General features: G+C 65.4%; 15 protein-coding genes and 1 pseudogene. 4 read left to right on the top strand and 12 right to left on the bottom strand.

The genetic code is table 11. The annotated features are described in order from the left end of the window. Positions 1-107 precede the first annotated feature (107 nt). The 3 genes and pseudogenes from HBE63_RS31915 to HBE63_RS31910 all read left to right on the top strand — a co-directional run. On the top strand, positions 108-458 hold the full coding sequence (locus HBE63_RS31915) for a transposase (protein ID WP_371814980.1): 351 nt from the start codon (positions 108-110) through the stop codon (positions 456-458). A 124-nt stretch (positions 459-582) separates the two neighbouring features. Then, the gene (locus tag HBE63_RS12380; protein ID WP_166905006.1) at positions 583-798 is read left to right on the top strand and encodes a hypothetical protein; all 216 of its coding nucleotides are present in this window, start codon (positions 583-585) and stop codon (positions 796-798) included. A gap of 187 nt (positions 799-985) precedes the next feature. Beyond that, a pseudogene (locus HBE63_RS31910) lies at positions 986-1,252 on the top strand (hypothetical protein); the annotation flags it as partial. Between the two features lie 173 nt (positions 1,253-1,425). Here HBE63_RS31910 and HBE63_RS12370 read toward each other — a convergent pair. Genes HBE63_RS12370 through HBE63_RS12315 form a run of 12 tightly spaced genes read right to left on the bottom strand, consistent with a single transcriptional unit; the run spans position 1,426 to position 13,452 of the window. Beyond that, complete coding sequence (locus tag HBE63_RS12370) at positions 1,426-2,751, bottom strand: acyltransferase (protein ID WP_166905005.1); 1,326 nt, start codon at positions 2,749-2,751, stop codon at positions 1,426-1,428. Positions 2,752-2,795: 44 nt separating this feature from the next. After that, the gene (locus HBE63_RS12365) at positions 2,796-3,287 is read right to left on the bottom strand and encodes a CAP domain-containing protein (RefSeq protein WP_166905004.1); all 492 of its coding nucleotides are present in this window, start codon (positions 3,285-3,287) and stop codon (positions 2,796-2,798) included. Beyond that, entirely contained in the window at positions 3,257-3,841 is a 585-nt protein-coding gene (locus HBE63_RS12360) for a hypothetical protein (RefSeq protein ID WP_208301354.1), read from the bottom strand. Before HBE63_RS12360 ends, HBE63_RS12365 begins: the two co-directional genes overlap by 31 nt. Then, complete coding sequence (locus HBE63_RS12355; protein WP_166905003.1) at positions 3,838-4,371, bottom strand: Mce protein; 534 nt, start codon at positions 4,369-4,371, stop codon at positions 3,838-3,840. The genes HBE63_RS12360 and HBE63_RS12355 overlap by 4 nt, the downstream gene beginning before the upstream one ends. Then, positions 4,338-5,795 (bottom strand): MCE family protein, encoded by a 1,458-nt coding sequence (locus HBE63_RS12350; RefSeq protein ID WP_166905002.1) that lies wholly within the window; start codon positions 5,793-5,795, stop codon positions 4,338-4,340. The genes HBE63_RS12355 and HBE63_RS12350 overlap by 34 nt, the downstream gene beginning before the upstream one ends. A 1-nt stretch (position 5,796) precedes the next feature. Beyond that, positions 5,797-6,918 carry an MCE family protein gene (locus HBE63_RS12345; protein ID WP_166905001.1) on the bottom strand — a complete coding sequence of 374 codons (1,122 nt, stop codon included), beginning with the start codon at positions 6,916-6,918 and terminating at the stop codon, positions 5,797-5,799. Beyond that, positions 6,915-8,180, bottom strand: a complete 1,266-nt coding sequence (locus HBE63_RS12340; protein ID WP_243858619.1) for a virulence factor Mce family protein — start codon at positions 8,178-8,180, stop codon at positions 6,915-6,917. Before HBE63_RS12340 ends, HBE63_RS12345 begins: the two co-directional genes overlap by 4 nt. Continuing rightward, the gene (locus tag HBE63_RS12335) at positions 8,177-9,472 is read right to left on the bottom strand and encodes an MCE family protein (protein ID WP_166904999.1); all 1,296 of its coding nucleotides are present in this window, start codon (positions 9,470-9,472) and stop codon (positions 8,177-8,179) included. The genes HBE63_RS12340 and HBE63_RS12335 overlap by 4 nt, the downstream gene beginning before the upstream one ends. Then, entirely contained in the window at positions 9,469-10,497 is a 1,029-nt protein-coding gene (locus HBE63_RS12330) for an MCE family protein (protein ID WP_166904998.1), read from the bottom strand. Before HBE63_RS12330 ends, HBE63_RS12335 begins: the two co-directional genes overlap by 4 nt. Further along, entirely contained in the window at positions 10,494-11,843 is a 1,350-nt protein-coding gene (locus HBE63_RS12325) for an MCE family protein (RefSeq protein WP_166904997.1), read from the bottom strand. The genes HBE63_RS12330 and HBE63_RS12325 overlap by 4 nt, the downstream gene beginning before the upstream one ends. A 5-nt stretch (positions 11,844-11,848) precedes the next feature. Further along, positions 11,849-12,691 carry an ABC transporter permease gene (locus HBE63_RS12320; RefSeq protein ID WP_243858618.1) on the bottom strand — a complete coding sequence of 281 codons (843 nt, stop codon included), beginning with the start codon at positions 12,689-12,691 and terminating at the stop codon, positions 11,849-11,851. Further along, positions 12,688-13,452 carry an ABC transporter permease gene (locus HBE63_RS12315; RefSeq protein ID WP_166904996.1) on the bottom strand — a complete coding sequence of 255 codons (765 nt, stop codon included), beginning with the start codon at positions 13,450-13,452 and terminating at the stop codon, positions 12,688-12,690. The genes HBE63_RS12320 and HBE63_RS12315 overlap by 4 nt, the downstream gene beginning before the upstream one ends. A 524-nt stretch (positions 13,453-13,976) precedes the next feature. Between HBE63_RS12315 and HBE63_RS12310 the strand changes: the two genes are divergently transcribed. Then, positions 13,977-15,992: a hypothetical protein gene (locus tag HBE63_RS12310; RefSeq protein WP_166904995.1), complete on the top strand. Its 2,016-nt coding sequence runs from the start codon at positions 13,977-13,979 to the stop codon at positions 15,990-15,992.

The raw sequence follows: 15,992 nt of genomic DNA, 5'->3' as shown, positions 1-15,992 counted from the left end.
ACATCGGGATCAGTGTCGAACATACGTTCGATTATGCCACCGTCCACTGACTCATACTTTTTGACAGGGTTGCAGGTTGTGGATAACTGCGGCCACGGCGGAAGGTTGTGGATATATCCCGGTCGCGTCGGACGAAGATCCCCGCCGAAGAGAAAACTCGATTGGTGTTGGCGATCTTGGCCAACGAGATGACCTGTGCCCAGGCCGCTCGCCGGTGCGGGGCTTCCATAGTCACGGTCACCAAGTGGAAACATCAGTTCTTGGCGGCCGGCGCGCAGCGCCTCCAAGAGATCCCCAGCGGCTCAGCCGGAGCCAGGGGCAACCCCGAGCAACGTCGGATGCAGATCGAAAACGAACAGCTGAAATTGGCGTTAGCCGAAGCCACCGTGCAACTGCGGATCTGGCAACGCGGAGCGGCATTGGCTGACCAAGTCCCTTCGCCGACCTCGAAGCCCTAAGAGAGGCAGCGGGTCTGCCGGCTTCGAGGTTCGCCCCACTGGCCGACATCCCCGAACGCACCTACCGGCAACGCTTGGCCGCCTGCGCGGCGGCCAATCCACCAAAGGACCGTGGCCGGGACCAGTGGTCGATCGCATCGAAGCCCTGGCCGCCAAATACGCCGAGGCGTGGCCGGCCTGGGGCTACCGCAAGATCGCCGCGATGATGCGCGCCGACGGCCATGAGGTGACGAACTCCTCGCTAGCCCGATCCCTACGACGCCGGGGACTGCCTCTGCCGCAAGGCTTTCGCGCTGACCGCAAATCCTGGGCAGCGCTACGACGCAAAGTCGTTCGCTGACCCGCCCACCGAACGCAACCGGGTCTGGCAGATCAGTGCGGTCATCGACTACGCCACCAAATACTGCCTAGCCATCACCGTCACCCCCACCAGCCGGGGCATCGACGCGGTGCGTTGCGTACAGCTGGCCATCGACGAAGCCCAACGCATCCTCGACATCGACGACCTACGCACAGATCGCGGCCTGATGGACCTCCTGGATGACCACGAGAACATCATCGGCCAGATTCCCGCCCCGATCGCGATCGTCTCTTACAACGGGCCCTGTCACCGCGGCAAGGACTTCCAGGCCCTATTCGCCGACCGGAACGATCCACTGCTGCGCCACGTCCGCACCCGAGTGAAATCTCCTCAGACCGACGGAGTCGTCGAACGGTTCTTCGGCACCCTAAAATACGAGCATCTGTACCGCGGCCACATCGGCGACGGCGACGCTCTCGACATGGAAGTACACCGATTCCGCATCATCTACAACACCATCCGACCCCACCAAGCCCTCGACGACCGCACCCCCAAACAGGCCTACCTCGACGAGAAAAACCTGCCAAAATCTAGACTCAAGACAACGGGCGGCAGACACGTGGAGGCGTTTTCCACAACGCACGATTCATCCATCGTGGTAGTGAATTACGTTGCCCGACCTTGCGATAATTGGGTCTCCGCCGCCCGTCCTACGCTCACGCGTGCAGCAACGGCCGCGAGGACGAACCCGCCGAGCGCCGACCAGCCCAGCACACCGTCGAGGCCGTTCTTGGCCATCAGGGTCAACGCGGCGCCGGCGACACACAACAACACGCCGGTGACCACCGACCGGGCGCCGCCGATCTGGACCGGATCGTCCCACCACGGCAGCGGGCGGTGCTCCAGCGGCGACAGCAGCCGGAACGCCGCGGCCATGAGAACGGTGAAAACCACTGCACGCAGGGCCAGATGGGCCCAGAAGCCCGGGGCGTGCGGGTCGAATGCATCCAGGCCGAGGGCGTGCAGACTGAACGCGGCGATCGCGATCACCGGGATGTGCCACAGGTACAGTGTCATGGCTCCCCCGTTTCCCGTTGCCACCACGTACCAGACCCGCGGACGGGCGGCCCAGCGCCGGATCGGGTTCGCAGCAGCGATGAACAGGCATGGCATCCATGTGCAGTGCAGTGCCAGCAGAAGCGTGGGCGGTGACACGTTCGACACGTGCTCGGTTCCGGTGACGACGAGGGACACGTCGTAAATGCCGGTGAGAGCGAGGATCACCTGCGCAGTGAAGGCGAGGACCGCGATCGCTATCGCCCGCCGCGCGCAGATCAGGCGTCGCGCATAGGCCACCCCGATCACCACGGGAATCAGCCAGACGACGATCAGATTGGCGGTGCCCGCCTCGGGGGTGCCGACCGCGAAGCGGATCGCATCCACCATTCCGGACGCGACGATCAGTCCGGCGACCACCAGCGCCAGCGCCCGTCCGGTGCGCAGGCGCATCAGCGCCGGGACGAAGGCGAGCACCATCAGGTAGACACCCAGGAACCACAACAGGGCCACACATTCGCGCCCGAGCGCAGCGGCGGACTCGGCCCCCATCGTCACGTGCACCACGACCAGGACCACCGACCACACCGCCAGGTACCAGAAGACCGGCCGGCACAGCCGCTGGGCACGGGCAAGCAACCATCCGCCCCACGGGCTTCCGGTCCGCCAACTGTAGGCACCCGCAGCCCCTCCGGCCAGGAAGAACAGCGGCATCACCTGCAGTATCCACGTGATCGGGGCCAGTCCCGGGAGTGCGCCGAGGATGTTGCCGACCCGTACGCCCCCGGAATCGATGGTGGCCAGCAGCAGGGCACAGTGACCGAAGATCACCACGAGCAGGGCACCCAGGCGCGCGACATCGACCGCACGGTCACGGTCCGGCTTGGTGTCACGGGTGACGGTGTCCTGAGAGGGCACAGCCTCGTCGATTGGCATGACCTCAGTCTGCCGGTCGGAGCGCCGGGTCGGGATGGGTATTACTACGTGTCCGCCGGCTGACCGAGCACTGCCACGACCACCGATCGGTCCAGAGTATTGGCCGACCACACCCCGATAGCGGTGTTGGCGCAGTCGGACAGGATCGCGAAATCGACCGGGTCGTAGTACCACTGGTTGAGGATCTCGATGCCGTTGATCGCCAACGCCGGGTTGATGGCAACCGTTTCGGCCACCCGGCCGCGGAATCCGGCAGCCTCGGAACGCGACTGCGGCGTCGACCCGTCGGAGCCGACATGCTCGTCCAGGTCACGATTACCGAGCAGATCGTTGGTGTGCCATTCGGCCGCCAATCTCAGTTTCGGGTCGGACCTCACATTATTGGTGCAACCCGCCTGACGCTGGATCGTGAACACGTTGGCGATCACGCCGCTGTTCAGCCGTTGGTTGTCGGCATGCGCGGGCGCCGGAGTCCATGCCAGTGCGGTCAGGGCCGTGACGGCGGCTAGACCGGTTCGAATTGCGAAATGAGCCATCGGTTTTCGACCTTGTCGAGGGTTACCCGCACGCTGGAGGTGGATTTGGTCGGCGGACCGGTGCCGATCGTGGTGGTCTGGTCGACGAGCACCAGGACCACCGCATGCCGGGCCGACGCCGAAACTGCGGCGGCAGCCGGGACAGACGCAACTGCCGAGATGACCTGTTGTTTGGCCCCGGGGATGACGACGTCGTCGATCAGTTGCGTGTACTGGTCGCGGAACTCACCGGTGAGCCGGCCCGCGGCCGCTGGCAGCTCGGTGTCCACGGTGTCGGGTCGATAGGACAGGATCGCCACGGTACTTTCGCTCGCGGCGCGGACGGATTCCACGCTGGAGGCCTGCGCCGACCGTGCGGTGCCGTCCTGCCATTTCAGGTATCCCGCCCCCAGCGCCAGGATCAATGCCACGGCGGGCAGCACACCGAAGGCCAGGATGCGCGTCCACGAGATGGACCGGCGTCCGGGCCGGTCCTGCTCCGCGGGCTCGGCCTCGTCCTCAATCAGTTCTTCGACGACGAGGTCGTCGGTCTCCTGCTCGGTATCTGTAGTCATTGCACGAACTCCACATTCGACACTTTGATGTCGTCGCCAACTTGCTCAACGCTGATGCGCATGCGCCAGCGACGCGGATCTTGTTCGGGTGCAGCAGTGTTCGCGGTCTTCACCGAGACCGCGACGAGTACCCTGGCGACGCCGTCGGCCTCCGATTCCAGACCCGCCTCGGCAACGGTCCCACGGGATGTCGACTGGGTCCGCTTGACGACCTCCACGAACGGCGCCGACCGCTTCTCGAAGTCATCGCGAAACGTTCCGGTCGCCGAATCCAGGATCCGCTGGATGTCGGCGTCGGCTTCGGAGTGGTCGATCGAGGTCAGGTTCACCGCCGCCTGGCGTGCCACCTGCACGAACAGGTTGCGCTGCTCCTCGGCCGCGTGGGATCGCTGATCGCGGTATCCCAGCCAACCGGTGAGGACCGCCAGCGACGCCACGACGACGAGCACCACGACGATCGGGATACGGATGGCCGGGCCGCCGGTGTCCGGCTTGTCTAGCCGCTCGGCGGTGTCAGCATGCTCTGCCATGTCTTGCCTTTCGTGCTGTCGGCGAGGTCGGTGTCGGTGTAGGCCTTGCCGTCTGGCCCCAGATACGTTCCGGTCGCCGGGTCATAGGGGACGAAGGCCACCGGCGGTGCGGTACCGGTTCCCTGCGGGGGCAGCAGACGCGGATCCGTGCCGGGGGCGTACTGGGGCACTCCCTGACCGGACAGCGTCGCGTTGGGGTCTCCCTTCCAGTTCAACCCGTCGTTGAGCGGGATGTACTCCTGGTCGCTCTCGCACAGTTCGACAGTCGGTGCGCGCTTCCATGGCTTGGTCTCGCACGGGATGTTGCGCACGCCACGCACATTGAGGTCCGAATCCTGCGGTACGCGGCAATACAGCTCGCCCGCCGGGCGTTCCGGGTAGTCCTGATCGGACGGTGATCGCTGCTGGCGGACCGGGAGGAATCCGGTATTGCACGGCGGCGGCAGATTCAGGTTGAGGTTGAAGTCGAGGTAGATGCCCCGGTAGGCCTGTTTGGTATCGGCATTGGCCAGGGTGATCGCCGACATCACGGCGGTCCCCTGCGGGTAGAGGACGAGCAACTGCTCCAGATCGTTGCGGTAGGTCACCGCGATGTCACCGAGGCTCACCATGTTGGCCAGCAGGACCGGCAGGGCGGGCGCCACCCGGTCGAACAGCGCCTTGCCCTCCCCGAGCGCCGGCGCGCCGACCGTCAGCAGGTCCGCGAACGCCGCGTCCCTGGCTTTCAGCTGGCCCGTGATCGAGGCCATCCGCTGCGCCCACGTTGCAATCGAATCAGAGGTCTGTACTTGAGAATTCAGTACGGGTCGGGACTGGTCGATCAACTGACCGAGCTGATCGACGCTCTTACCGCCCTCTATGGCCAGTGCGGTCGACCCGTCGACGATGCGAGACAGCTCGGGCCCCAGTCCCCCGACGGCCTTGGCCGACTCGTCCACCACCGTGCGTAGATTGTCCGGCGGAATGGCCTGCAGCGCTTTGTTGGTCGCATCGAGCAGGTTCCCGATGTCGGCCGGGATGCGTACCTTGTCGACGCCGATGACGTCGCCGTCGCGCAAGGTGCCGGTTGCGCCGCGGTCGGGAGTCAGTTCGAGGAACTGCTCCCCGACCGCGGACCGGCTGTGCACGGCGGCCGAAACCGGGGACGGCACTGCGATGTCCGAGTCCAGGGTCAGCACCGCATCGACTCCGGCACGGGTGACGCCGACCGATTTGACCCTACCGACCTCGGTACCGCGGTAGGTGACCACCGAGGTCGGATACAGTCCGCCGGTGGCAGGAAGTTGGACCGTGACCGTGTACCGGCCGAATCCGAGGAGTGCCGGGACGTTGACGAAGCCGAATGCCATGATGCCCACGGCGACGACGGTGATCGTGGACAGGATCGCCAACTGGATCCACACCTGACGGGACAGCCGGATCATGTCAGTACGCCCCCCACCGGTAGGGAGCGATCAATGGGTTGCCGGCCGTGTACGGGCTGGGCATCTGGCCGATCGTTCGGCCCCATTGCATCTCGAGCTCGGTGAGGTTGCCTTCCCACCGGGTTCCGGTGAACAGGCTGCTGTCGATCCGGCTCAACGTCAGATCGACCACCAGCGTGATGTTGGCGAAGTCGCCCCGGAACCAGTTGGCCACCGTGCTCTTGACCCACGGATACGTCGACAGGAAGTCCAGGCCCCGGGTGAGTGCGGGTCCGGCGTTGGCGAGTTCCCGCAGCACCGGTGCGATGTTGCGCAGGTTGCTGACGAGTGATTCCTTGGTCTGGGCGACAGTCGAGGTGGCGATCGCACTGAACTTTCCGAGTGCGTCGACGGCATCGGCGATCTTGGTGCGCTGCTCGGACAACACCGCAAGCGCCTTCGGGATCGTGGTGAGCGCGGTGTCGACGGTGTCGTCCCGGGCCGCCACCTGACCGGCCAGCGAGTTGAGCCGCTCGGTGGCGGTGATGATGTCATCGGTCTGGGCGTTGAGCCCGGCGATGAAGGTGTCCAATTGGCCGAGGAGACTGCGCATGTCGTCCTCCCGGCCGGCCAGCGCCTTCGCGAAGGTCTGGTTGATCTCCTGCAGTTGGGCCAGCCCACCGCCGTTGAGCAGCACCGACACCGACGCCAGTGTCTGCTCGGTGGTCGGATAGGTCGCGGCGGCCGACAGCGGGATCACCGAGCCGTCGGCGAGTTCGCCACGCGGCGCCTCGCCCGCCGGCGGCGCGAGCTCGATGTGCATGGAGCCCAGCAGGCTGGTCTGTCCCAGTTTGGCGGTGCTGTTGGCCGGCAGGTGGACGCCGCCGTCGATGCGCATGGTCACCAGGGCATGCCAGTCCTGGACTTCGATCTTGGTGACATTGCCGACGTTGACGTCTCCGACGCGCACGCGGGTGTTCTGCTGGATCACCACCACATCGGGCAACTGCGCCTGGATGGTGTACGAGCCGTCACCGTTGCCCTGGGTTCCCGGCAGACTCAGTGAATTCAGCCCGCGCCATTCACATCCCGGGATCACCGACAGGCACATGACGACGAATGCCGCGACCACCAGCCGCCTCATGGAGTCCCCCCGGGGAGCATCAGGCCGGGAAGCCCCAGTGCGGGATCGGTTTGGATCGGCGCGGGCGATGCAGGAGGCGGTGGCGGCAGGTGCGGATTCAGCCGGTCCTCGCTGTAGGTGATCTCGTTGGGCCGCGCTGATGCCCCGACGAACGGATTGATCCCGAGCGGCGGGAAGTTGTACTGGCGGTTCTTGATGATGGGCGCGAGGTATTGCACGCACAACTTCGCCGATTGCTCCCAGTCCTTCCGGGATGCGGCTTGTACTGCGCTGCAAATGAACTGGACGGTGTTCGCGAAATTGACCGGTGCCAGGATCCCGGTCACCGCGCTCTGCGCCGGCTGGTAGATGTTCATGAAGTTCTGGAACACCGTCGGCGCGATGTGCAGGACCTGCTTGACGTCGGCACGGCTGTCGTTGAGTGCGGTGGTGATCGTGTTGAGGCGGTCGAACGTGACGCCGAGGCCCTCGCGGTTCTCGGCGACGAACCCGCGCAGGTCGTTGACCGCGATGTCGAGGGCCTGAGTGGCGTTGGCCACCTCGTCGGGGGTGTTACTCAACACGGTGCTGATGTCGGCCAGGTTGGTGTTGAACGACGCCAGCAGATCGCTGCTCGAGGTCAGCGCGGATACCAGCAGTTGCAGGTTGCGGACGGTGCTGAAGATGTCGGAGCTGTGATCGCCCAGCGCCGAAACCGCTTGGGACAGTTTGATCACCGTGTCCCGGGCGGTATCGCCCTGGCCGCGCAGATTGCCTGCCGCGCTGTTGACGAACTCGCCGACCGGGCTGGGCCCGCCGGGGGTGGTGGGCTGCAGGGAGTCGGTGAGCTTCTCCAACTGCTGACGCAGATCGTCCCATTCGACGGGCACCGCGGTGCGTTCCCGTGGAATCGACGCGCCGTCGGCCAGTTTCGGACCGCTCTCATAGGCCGGAACGAGCTGGAGCGCGCGGGCGCTGACGAGTGACGGCGACAGGATCGCCGCCTGGACGTCGGCGGGCACCGGGTATTGCTCGTCCACCGTGAAGGTGACCTTGGCGGCGTCGGGCTGGGGCTCGATGCTCTCGACGGTCCCCACCGCCACGCCGAGAATACGCACCTCGTCCCCGGTGTAGAGCCCGTTGGTATTCGCGAAGTAGGCGGTGAAGGTGTTGTCCCTGACCCGATCCCACCACGGGGTGGCCACCACGGTGATCGCGACGACCAGGATGACGCTCAGCGCCGAAGCGATTCCGATCCGCAGTACGCGCGTCGACATGGTCACTGCCCGCCTTCCGCCGGTACCGGCGGCCCGAAACTGGGCGGCGGGAGTTCTCCTGGCGCGGGGGCCAATGCGGGCGGTCCGGGCGGCGGCCCACCCGGCGGCGGAGCGGGTAGTGGTTCCCGGTACGGGTAACGCGGATCTCCCGGCTTGCCGGTGATCGCGTCGGGCAGGTTCAGGTTCGGTTCCCCGCCCTGTCCGGTGCGCGGGTACGGCATCGGCAGCGGCGGGGTACCCGGCTGGCCGGTACCCGGGTCGACCAGTTGGGATGGCAGCAGCACATTGGGATCCAGGCCCAGGTCGGAGAACGCGGAATCGACGAAGGGCTGGGCGATCTGCCCGGGCAACAGGTTGACCAGCGAGGCCTTGAAGAACGGTCCGGCCCCGAGTACTTCGCCGAACGACATCGCATACCGACGCAGCAGATACAGCGTGCGCTGCAGTTCACCCTTGCGGTTGTCCAGGATCTCCAGCACCCCGTTGAGCTTGTCGACGGCGGGCTTGAGTTGCGCGTGGTTGTCGGCGACCAGACCAGAGAGCTCATGTGACACCGCGGTGAGGTTGTTCATCAACGCGTCGACCGAGTCGCGTTGGGACAGTAGTTCGGCCAGGAGTGCATTGGTGGTCACCACCAGGTTGGCGATCTGGTCACTGCGCTTGGCGAGCACACCGGTGACCTTGTTGGCGTTGGCCAACAGGTTGCGCAGCTGCGCGTCTCGGACATTGAGGGTGTCCGAGAACCGGGCCACACCTTGCAGTGCGAGTTTCAGATCCGGCGGGGTGTCACGGAACGTCTCGGCCAATGTGGTGAGCGCCGAGGACAATCGAGTGGTGTCGAGTCCACTGATCGTGGTGGTCAGATCACCCAGCGCGGAGGGCAGATCGTAGGGCGACGTCGTCCGTTCGATCGGGATGGGTCCGCTCAGCGTGCCGTCGCCGCGAGGAGTCAGCTCGAGCACCTTGGTTCCGAGCACGGTCTCGGTCTTGATCGCCGCCTCCGTACGCTCCCCCAGTTCGACTCCGTCGCGGACCGTGAAGTCCACCAGAACCCGGGCGCCCTGAAGCCGGATCTCCGAGACCCGGCCCACGCTCAGTCCCGAAACCCGCACATCGCTACCGGGTTTGATACCGCCGGCCTCTGCGAAGTATGCGGAGTAATCGGAGGTGCCTTTGATGAACGGAATCTTGTCGTAGGAGAAGGCCGCCACCACCGCGGCAGCGAGCAAGAGGATGGCCACCGCACCGATCGCCGGCCGGCTGCGATCTGCCAGCGGCTTGAGTGTGAGTCTCGTCATTTCGGCGTGCACCGTCCCGAATCCTGGCCGGCGAGTTTGACATATACCGGCTGGCCGCCTTTTCCGTTGAGCTTGAGAATCGCGTCGCACAGGTAGAAGCCGAAATAGTCGCCGTAGAGACCGTTCCGGGCGAGCACCTGGTAGGCGTCGGGCAGGGTCTTGACCAAGTCGTCCACGTAGTCCCGGTCGGCCATGATCTGCCCCGAGAACCGATCCGTCTGCGTCACGGCCTCCTTGATCGGTTCGCGCGCGGTGGTCAGCAAGTCGGCCACCGAGCCGGCCGCAGCGTTGATATAGGCCGTCCCGGTGGCGATGTCGGATCTGCGCTCGGCCAGCCCGGCAACCAGCTCCGACAGCTTGTCCAGGCCTTCGGCGAACTGTTCGTCGCGTTTGGCAAACGTGCCGAGCACCGTGTTGAGGTTGGTGATCACCTGACCGATGAGTTGGTCGCGCCCGGCCAACGTGGTGGTCAACGCCGAGGTTTGGGCCAGAACCGATGAGATGGTGCCGCCTTGCCCCTGGAACACCTTGAGCAGCTCCCCGGACAGGGCGTTGACTTGATCCGGGTCGAGCGCGCGGAACAACGGCCGGAACCCGCCGATCAGGGCGTCCACGTCCAGTGCGGGAGTTGTGCGATCCACCGGAATCGACTGTCCCGGTCGAAGTTTACGAACCGATCCGGGCCCCTCGTCCAGGGACAGGTAACGGTCGCCGATCAGGTTCTCGTAACGCACCGCCGCGCGGGTTCCCTCGGTCAGCGTCAGAGTCTTGTCGATGGCGAAGTCGACGGTGACCGTCCCGTCTTTGTGCAGGGTGAGGTCTTTGACCTTGCCCACCTCGACACCCGCGATGCGCACGAAATTGCCACCCTTGAGGCCGGACACGTTGGTGAACACCGCGCTGTAGGAAGCGCGTGAATCGAACCGGAACTGCCCGAACACCGTCACCAGGATGAAGGTGAAGACCAGGCTCAGCCCGGTGAACAGCACCACCCGCGTCGCGACACGGATCGTTGCACGTCTCATGGCTGACCCTCCTGTGGCGGCGGCGGGTAGAGCGGCGCTCCGTCCGGTCCGTATTCGGGGGCGCCGTAGGCAGGTGCGCCCGAATACGGCGGCAACGGGCCCGGCGCCGGAGCGCCCGGATAGCGGATGCTCGGCGGTTCCGGCACCGCGCGGGTGACCGGGAAATAGTTGGCCCAGCCGGGAAACCCGATGCCCGGGTTGGGCCGGACATCCAGTCCCGTGCCGAACCCGGTGTCGGTCACCAGGTACTTCACCGGGAAGTTCTTGCTGACGTCCGGCAGCGAGCCGCAACTCGGCCTACCCCCGGGCCCGCCCTTCGCGTTGACCACCGGAAGGTTGTCCGGATACCGGTAGGGGTCGTCGCCGGCCAGCAACGCGGCGTCCATGATCACCGATTTCCCGTTGCCACCCAGTGCATCCCGGCCGCCGTGTTCGAGGAACCAGACCGCCCCCTGGAACAGGCAGGTGTAGGTCGGCGAGTACTTCATGAACAGCGCGGTGGTCGGGTCGAGCAGGTTCAGCGCACGTACGAGGTTGGGTTGGTTTGCGCCGAGGGTATCGACACCCGAGCGGGAGAAGCCGACCGCGGACAGCAGAAGTTCGTCGAGCGCCCCGGCGTGGCTGCTGATGGTGTTCGCCGTCGTCGAGAAGGAGTCCAGGATCGACAGGATGTCTTGCGCGGCAACGGAGTATGCCTGGGTCGTCCCTCCGAACAACTGCCAGTCCTGACGGATGGTGTCCATCCGGGGGTTCACCGCGAGCAGCACCTTGTTGGCGTCGGAGATGGCCTGGCCGATGACTTCCCCTTTTCCGCGCAGGGATTCCCCGACGGCGGAGAGCACCGCATTGAGTTTCGCCGGGTCGATCGCGGTGACAACGGACTGCAGGTTCTCGAATACGGTGTTGACCTCGACGGTGACGTTGCGTGAGTGCAGCACCGCCCCGGGGCGCAAAGGCTCTGGACTCGCACCGGCCTCCGGGACGATGAGGTCGACATATTTGGCTCCGAAGGCGGTGCTGGATTTGATCTCCGCTTCGACATTGCCCGGGAGATAAGCGAAGTCGTCGGGATCGATCTTGAGTCTGAGCCTTGCGCCGGACTCCCCTGCCGCGGCTTCGGCTGCGATCGACGACACTTCGCCGATCTGGACACCTCGCAGCTTGACCTTTGCGCCGTCCTCCATGACCAGGCCGGCCCGATCGGAGACCAGGGTGAGCGGGACGGTGCGGCGCAGCGTGCCGGTGAACAACAGTGCGGTCAGGGCAGTCACGGCCACGATCACGATGACCAGGACCGGAGCCCACCAGATGGGATCGATCTTTTCTCGCCTGGGTGAATTGGTCATCGCGCCTACCCGGACAGGTGGAAGTTGCCGGACTGCCCGTAGACGGACAGTGTGATGGTCAACAGGATGAACACCCCGGCGGTGATCGATGTGCGGACCGCCCGGCCGACCGCCTCACCGACCCCGGCGGGTCCACCGGTGGCGGTGTAGCCGTAGTAGGTATGGATGGCCATCACCGCGGCCGCCATCGCGAGCGCCTCGGTGAACGACCACACCAGGTCGGCAGGATGCAGGAACGTGGTGAAGTAATGGTCGTACACGCCGCGTGACTGACCGTAGATGATCGTGGTACCGAACCTGGTGGCCAGAAACGACATCAGTACCGCGACCGTATAGATCGGCACCACCGCCATCACTCCCGCGACAATGCGGGTGGACGCCAGGTACGTGATCGCCCGGATGCCCATCACTTCCAGCGCGTCGATCTCCTCGTTGATCCGCATCGCACCCAGTTGCGCGGTGGCCCCGGCGCCGATCGTGGCGGCCAATGCCACACCTGCCGTCGCCGGAGCGATGAACCGGACGTTGAGAAAGGCACCCAGAAACCCGGTGAGAGCCTCGATTCCGACGTTGGACAGTGTGTTGTAGCCCTGGACGGCGATCAGGGCGCCGGTCGTCAGGGTCAGGAATCCGACGATCACGACGGTCCCGCCGATCACCGCCAGGGCCCCGGTGCCCATGCCCATGGTGGCGATGAGGCGAAGAACCTCACCCGGATAGCGCCGCAACGCATCACCGGTGGACAACAGCGCCTGGCCGTAGAACGCGGTCTGCTCCCCGACGCGGCGCGTGCCGTCGACGGCCCGATGCAGGATCTCCGGTCCACGCTCGTCGGAAGTGGTTGTCACGGAGCCACCTTCACCCCGAACGCAGTGGCCAGAATGTTGATGAAGAACAGCGCCATGAAGGCGAACACCACGGTCTCGTTGACCGCGTTGCCGACAGCGGTCGGGCCGCCGCCCACCGACAGTCCCTTGTAGCAGGCGATCAGGCCGGCCGACAGCCCGAACAACAGCGCCTTGACCAAAGACACCACCACCTGCGGCAGGCCGGTCAGCAGTGTCAGACCGGCGACGAACGCCCCGGGCGTGACGTGCTGGACGTACACCACGAACATGTAGCTTCCGGTGAGCCCGACCACTGCGACCACCGAATACAGCATCAGCGCAACGAAAGTCGCCGCGATCACCCGCGGCACCACCAGCGCCTGCACCGGGTTGACGCCGATCACCTTCATCGCGTCGATCTCCTCGCGGATCGTGCGCGCGCCCAGGTCCGCGCACATCGCGGTGGCGGCCGCGCCGGACACGACGATCGCGGTCACCACCGGACCGACCTGGGTCACCGACGCCAGGGCTGCGCCGGCACCGGACAGGTCACCGGCTCCGACCTCGAGCAGAACGATGTTGAGGGTGAACACGATCAGCACCGTGTACGGGATGGACAGCACGACGGTGGGCACGATCGACACCCGCGCCACGAACCAGATCTGATCGAGCAGCTCGCGCCAGGCGAACGGCGGGCGCACCATCGCGGCGAAGGTCTCGCCGGCCAGGACGACGAAATCACCGACTGCGAAAGCGGGTTTGGCCCAGGAAACCGCTGTCATGACCCGGCGCCGAAAATGGGAGGCACGGGGTTTACCCCGGTCGCCGTGAGACGTCGACACGCGACGACGACAGCGGCGTCATTGCCTCGCGGCGCGAGCACTCCGGTGCGGATCCCACAGTCATTCCTATCGTTGGCCAGCTTGGGCGGGAGATTAAGTACGACCCAGTTAGCTGTCAACGCGAACCAGCGGGAAATAGCGCCGTCAATTATCGATACTCGCTGGCCATGCCCTTTGCGCGGAGTTCAGCTCAGGCCGATCGAATCACGCAGATCCCAAGAGTTGTGGGCACCGGACGGACTGGTTCTCACCGCATCCGAGAGACAGCCTCGGTTACCGGTCAGAAATTGCGCCATGCCATTGTTCACTCCGATCCCATAAATGACTCAAAGCCATTTATTTGCAAGCAGAAACAGATGGTTTCGACTGACGCCCGGCCCTCATCTGAATAGCGGACAGACGAGCTCTGCCCATGGATACTCTGATCAGTTCCTGATCGACGCGTCGAGTAGGAGATTCCGGCGATGACCTCCGGTGAAGCAATACCTGTCGACGTATTGTTCGCTGCCGGATTGCTGACGGGAAACGACTCGCTGGGGCCGCAGTTGAACGTCGACGAACTGTTGAAAAGGCTCGACAAACTGATCGAGATGTGCGCGGATTCGGGCCCCGGCGGGTCAACGGACCCACCGTACTGGGTGGCACCGGACCTGGAATTGACGGCACAAGTAGCACCCCGGCTCCATACTGCGTGGCGGAAGACCGTAGGACGCGCACAGGATCACGATGTCTCGGTGCTCTACGTCCGCGTCGTCACCGCCGAAGATGCCATTCGGCTGGCGCAATGGGATCACATCACGGGCCTACAGGTGATGGCCTCGATGCCGGATGTGGCGGCTGCCTTCGACGCCGCACGCAGCGGCATCGACGGCCCGGTGGCCCACGTCGCACCCCCTGTGAACACCGACACCGATACTCCACGACAGCTCATCGCCGAGTTTTTCCGCGACAATGCGGTCTGCACGGTGCTGACGCCGGGACAAGACCATACGCTCGCGGTGCGGATCGCCGTCCCCCGCCGCGGTCAGCGGGGCATCGACTTCGACGAAGAGGATGTCGAGTTCGACCTGGACGGAGCGGCCGACCTGGTCATCGATGTAACCAGCGACGACGGAACATTTCACGCCACCCGGCCCATGGTGTTGCCGCAGGACCACACCCGTCCGAGCACCACGGCGGCATTCCCGGTGCGGGCCGGTGACGATGGAACGATTCTGCAGCTGAACATCACTGTGCTGTACCGCAATCGGCCGATCCGTGCAGGCCGGATCGTCGCAGTCGTCCGCAGCAGCGCACTGCCGGACGACGAGATCCAGTTCTGGCCGATCGGCCTGAGTTCACCCTCGGAACCCACCGCGGTCACCGGTGCGGATGTCGCGCTCGAAGACAACGGTGTGACGCTGTCCGTGCTCGGCACCAACCATGCCGACGGCATTCCCCTTGCCGACGCAGAGAATTGGTCGAAGGTGTTCGAGCAGGTGGCGTCGCAGGTGCTGGGTAACGACTCCGCCCCCGGAGCGATCACCGATCCCGAAGCGGTGAGATTGCTGATCCTGCTCGCCCGGCGCGGCAGCCAATTTGCCGACAAACTCGCTGAACTCGGCCTGCAGGACGCCCGAACCATCTCGGTCATGGTGCGCCCGGACTCGACCGTCCTGCCCTTCGAGCTGGCCTACGACGGCCCCGCTCCGACCGAGACCGCGGCCCTGTGCGATTGCGCCGGCCAACGGCCCGCCGCGCAGGGGTGCACGAGGACCCGCTCCAACAAACGGGTGTGCCCGTGGGCGTTCTGGGGAATGAACCGGGTCATCGCCCGGACGGTGCGACTCGGCCGGGTACCGGCCACTGAATCGCGCCCGAAGCTCGCTGAACTGGCCTTGCGGCCCGTTGTCTACGCAGCGGCCAACCGCGCCGACATCGGCAGTCCGGCAGATCAACTGCCGTCGGAGCTACTGGAGTCCGCACTCACCCAGCGGGTAGGTCCCGCCAGTTGCACGCGGGTATCGACCTGGCCGAAGTGGCGCACGGCGGTGAAGCAGACCAACCCGCAACTGCTGGTCGTGCTGGGCCACACCGACCAGTCCCAGTCCGAGTTCCGGATCGAGATCGGCGGCCATTCGACCCTGTCCCAACCGGACATCTCGCCGCGCGAGCTCGGACTCCCCACCAATCCCGCACCGGTCGTCTTGTTGTTCGCCTGCGACTCCGCGATTTCAGGTGACGTCTTCGGCGCGCTTCCCGCGACCTTCATCCGCAAGGGCGCCGCAGCGGTGGTGGCGACACTGACAAAGTTCAAGGGCCAGCACGCTTCCCAGGCCGCTATCGCTGTTGTCTCCGCGCTGTTCGCAAACGCGGCGATCGACGGGATCACGTTGGGATCGGCGCTGACCCAGGCCCGCCGCGACCTGGTCGCCGGCGGGCTCCTGGTGGGCCTGCTGCTGGTCGCCGTCGGTGAGATCGACCTCGAGCTGGTCGGGTAG

It is taken from the genome of Mycobacterium sp. DL440, from assembly GCF_011745145.1.
Taxonomy (GTDB): domain Bacteria; phylum Actinomycetota; class Actinomycetes; order Mycobacteriales; family Mycobacteriaceae; genus Mycobacterium.
Note: the sequence above shows the minus strand (reverse complement) of the source record. Positions and strands in the feature narration are given on the sequence as shown.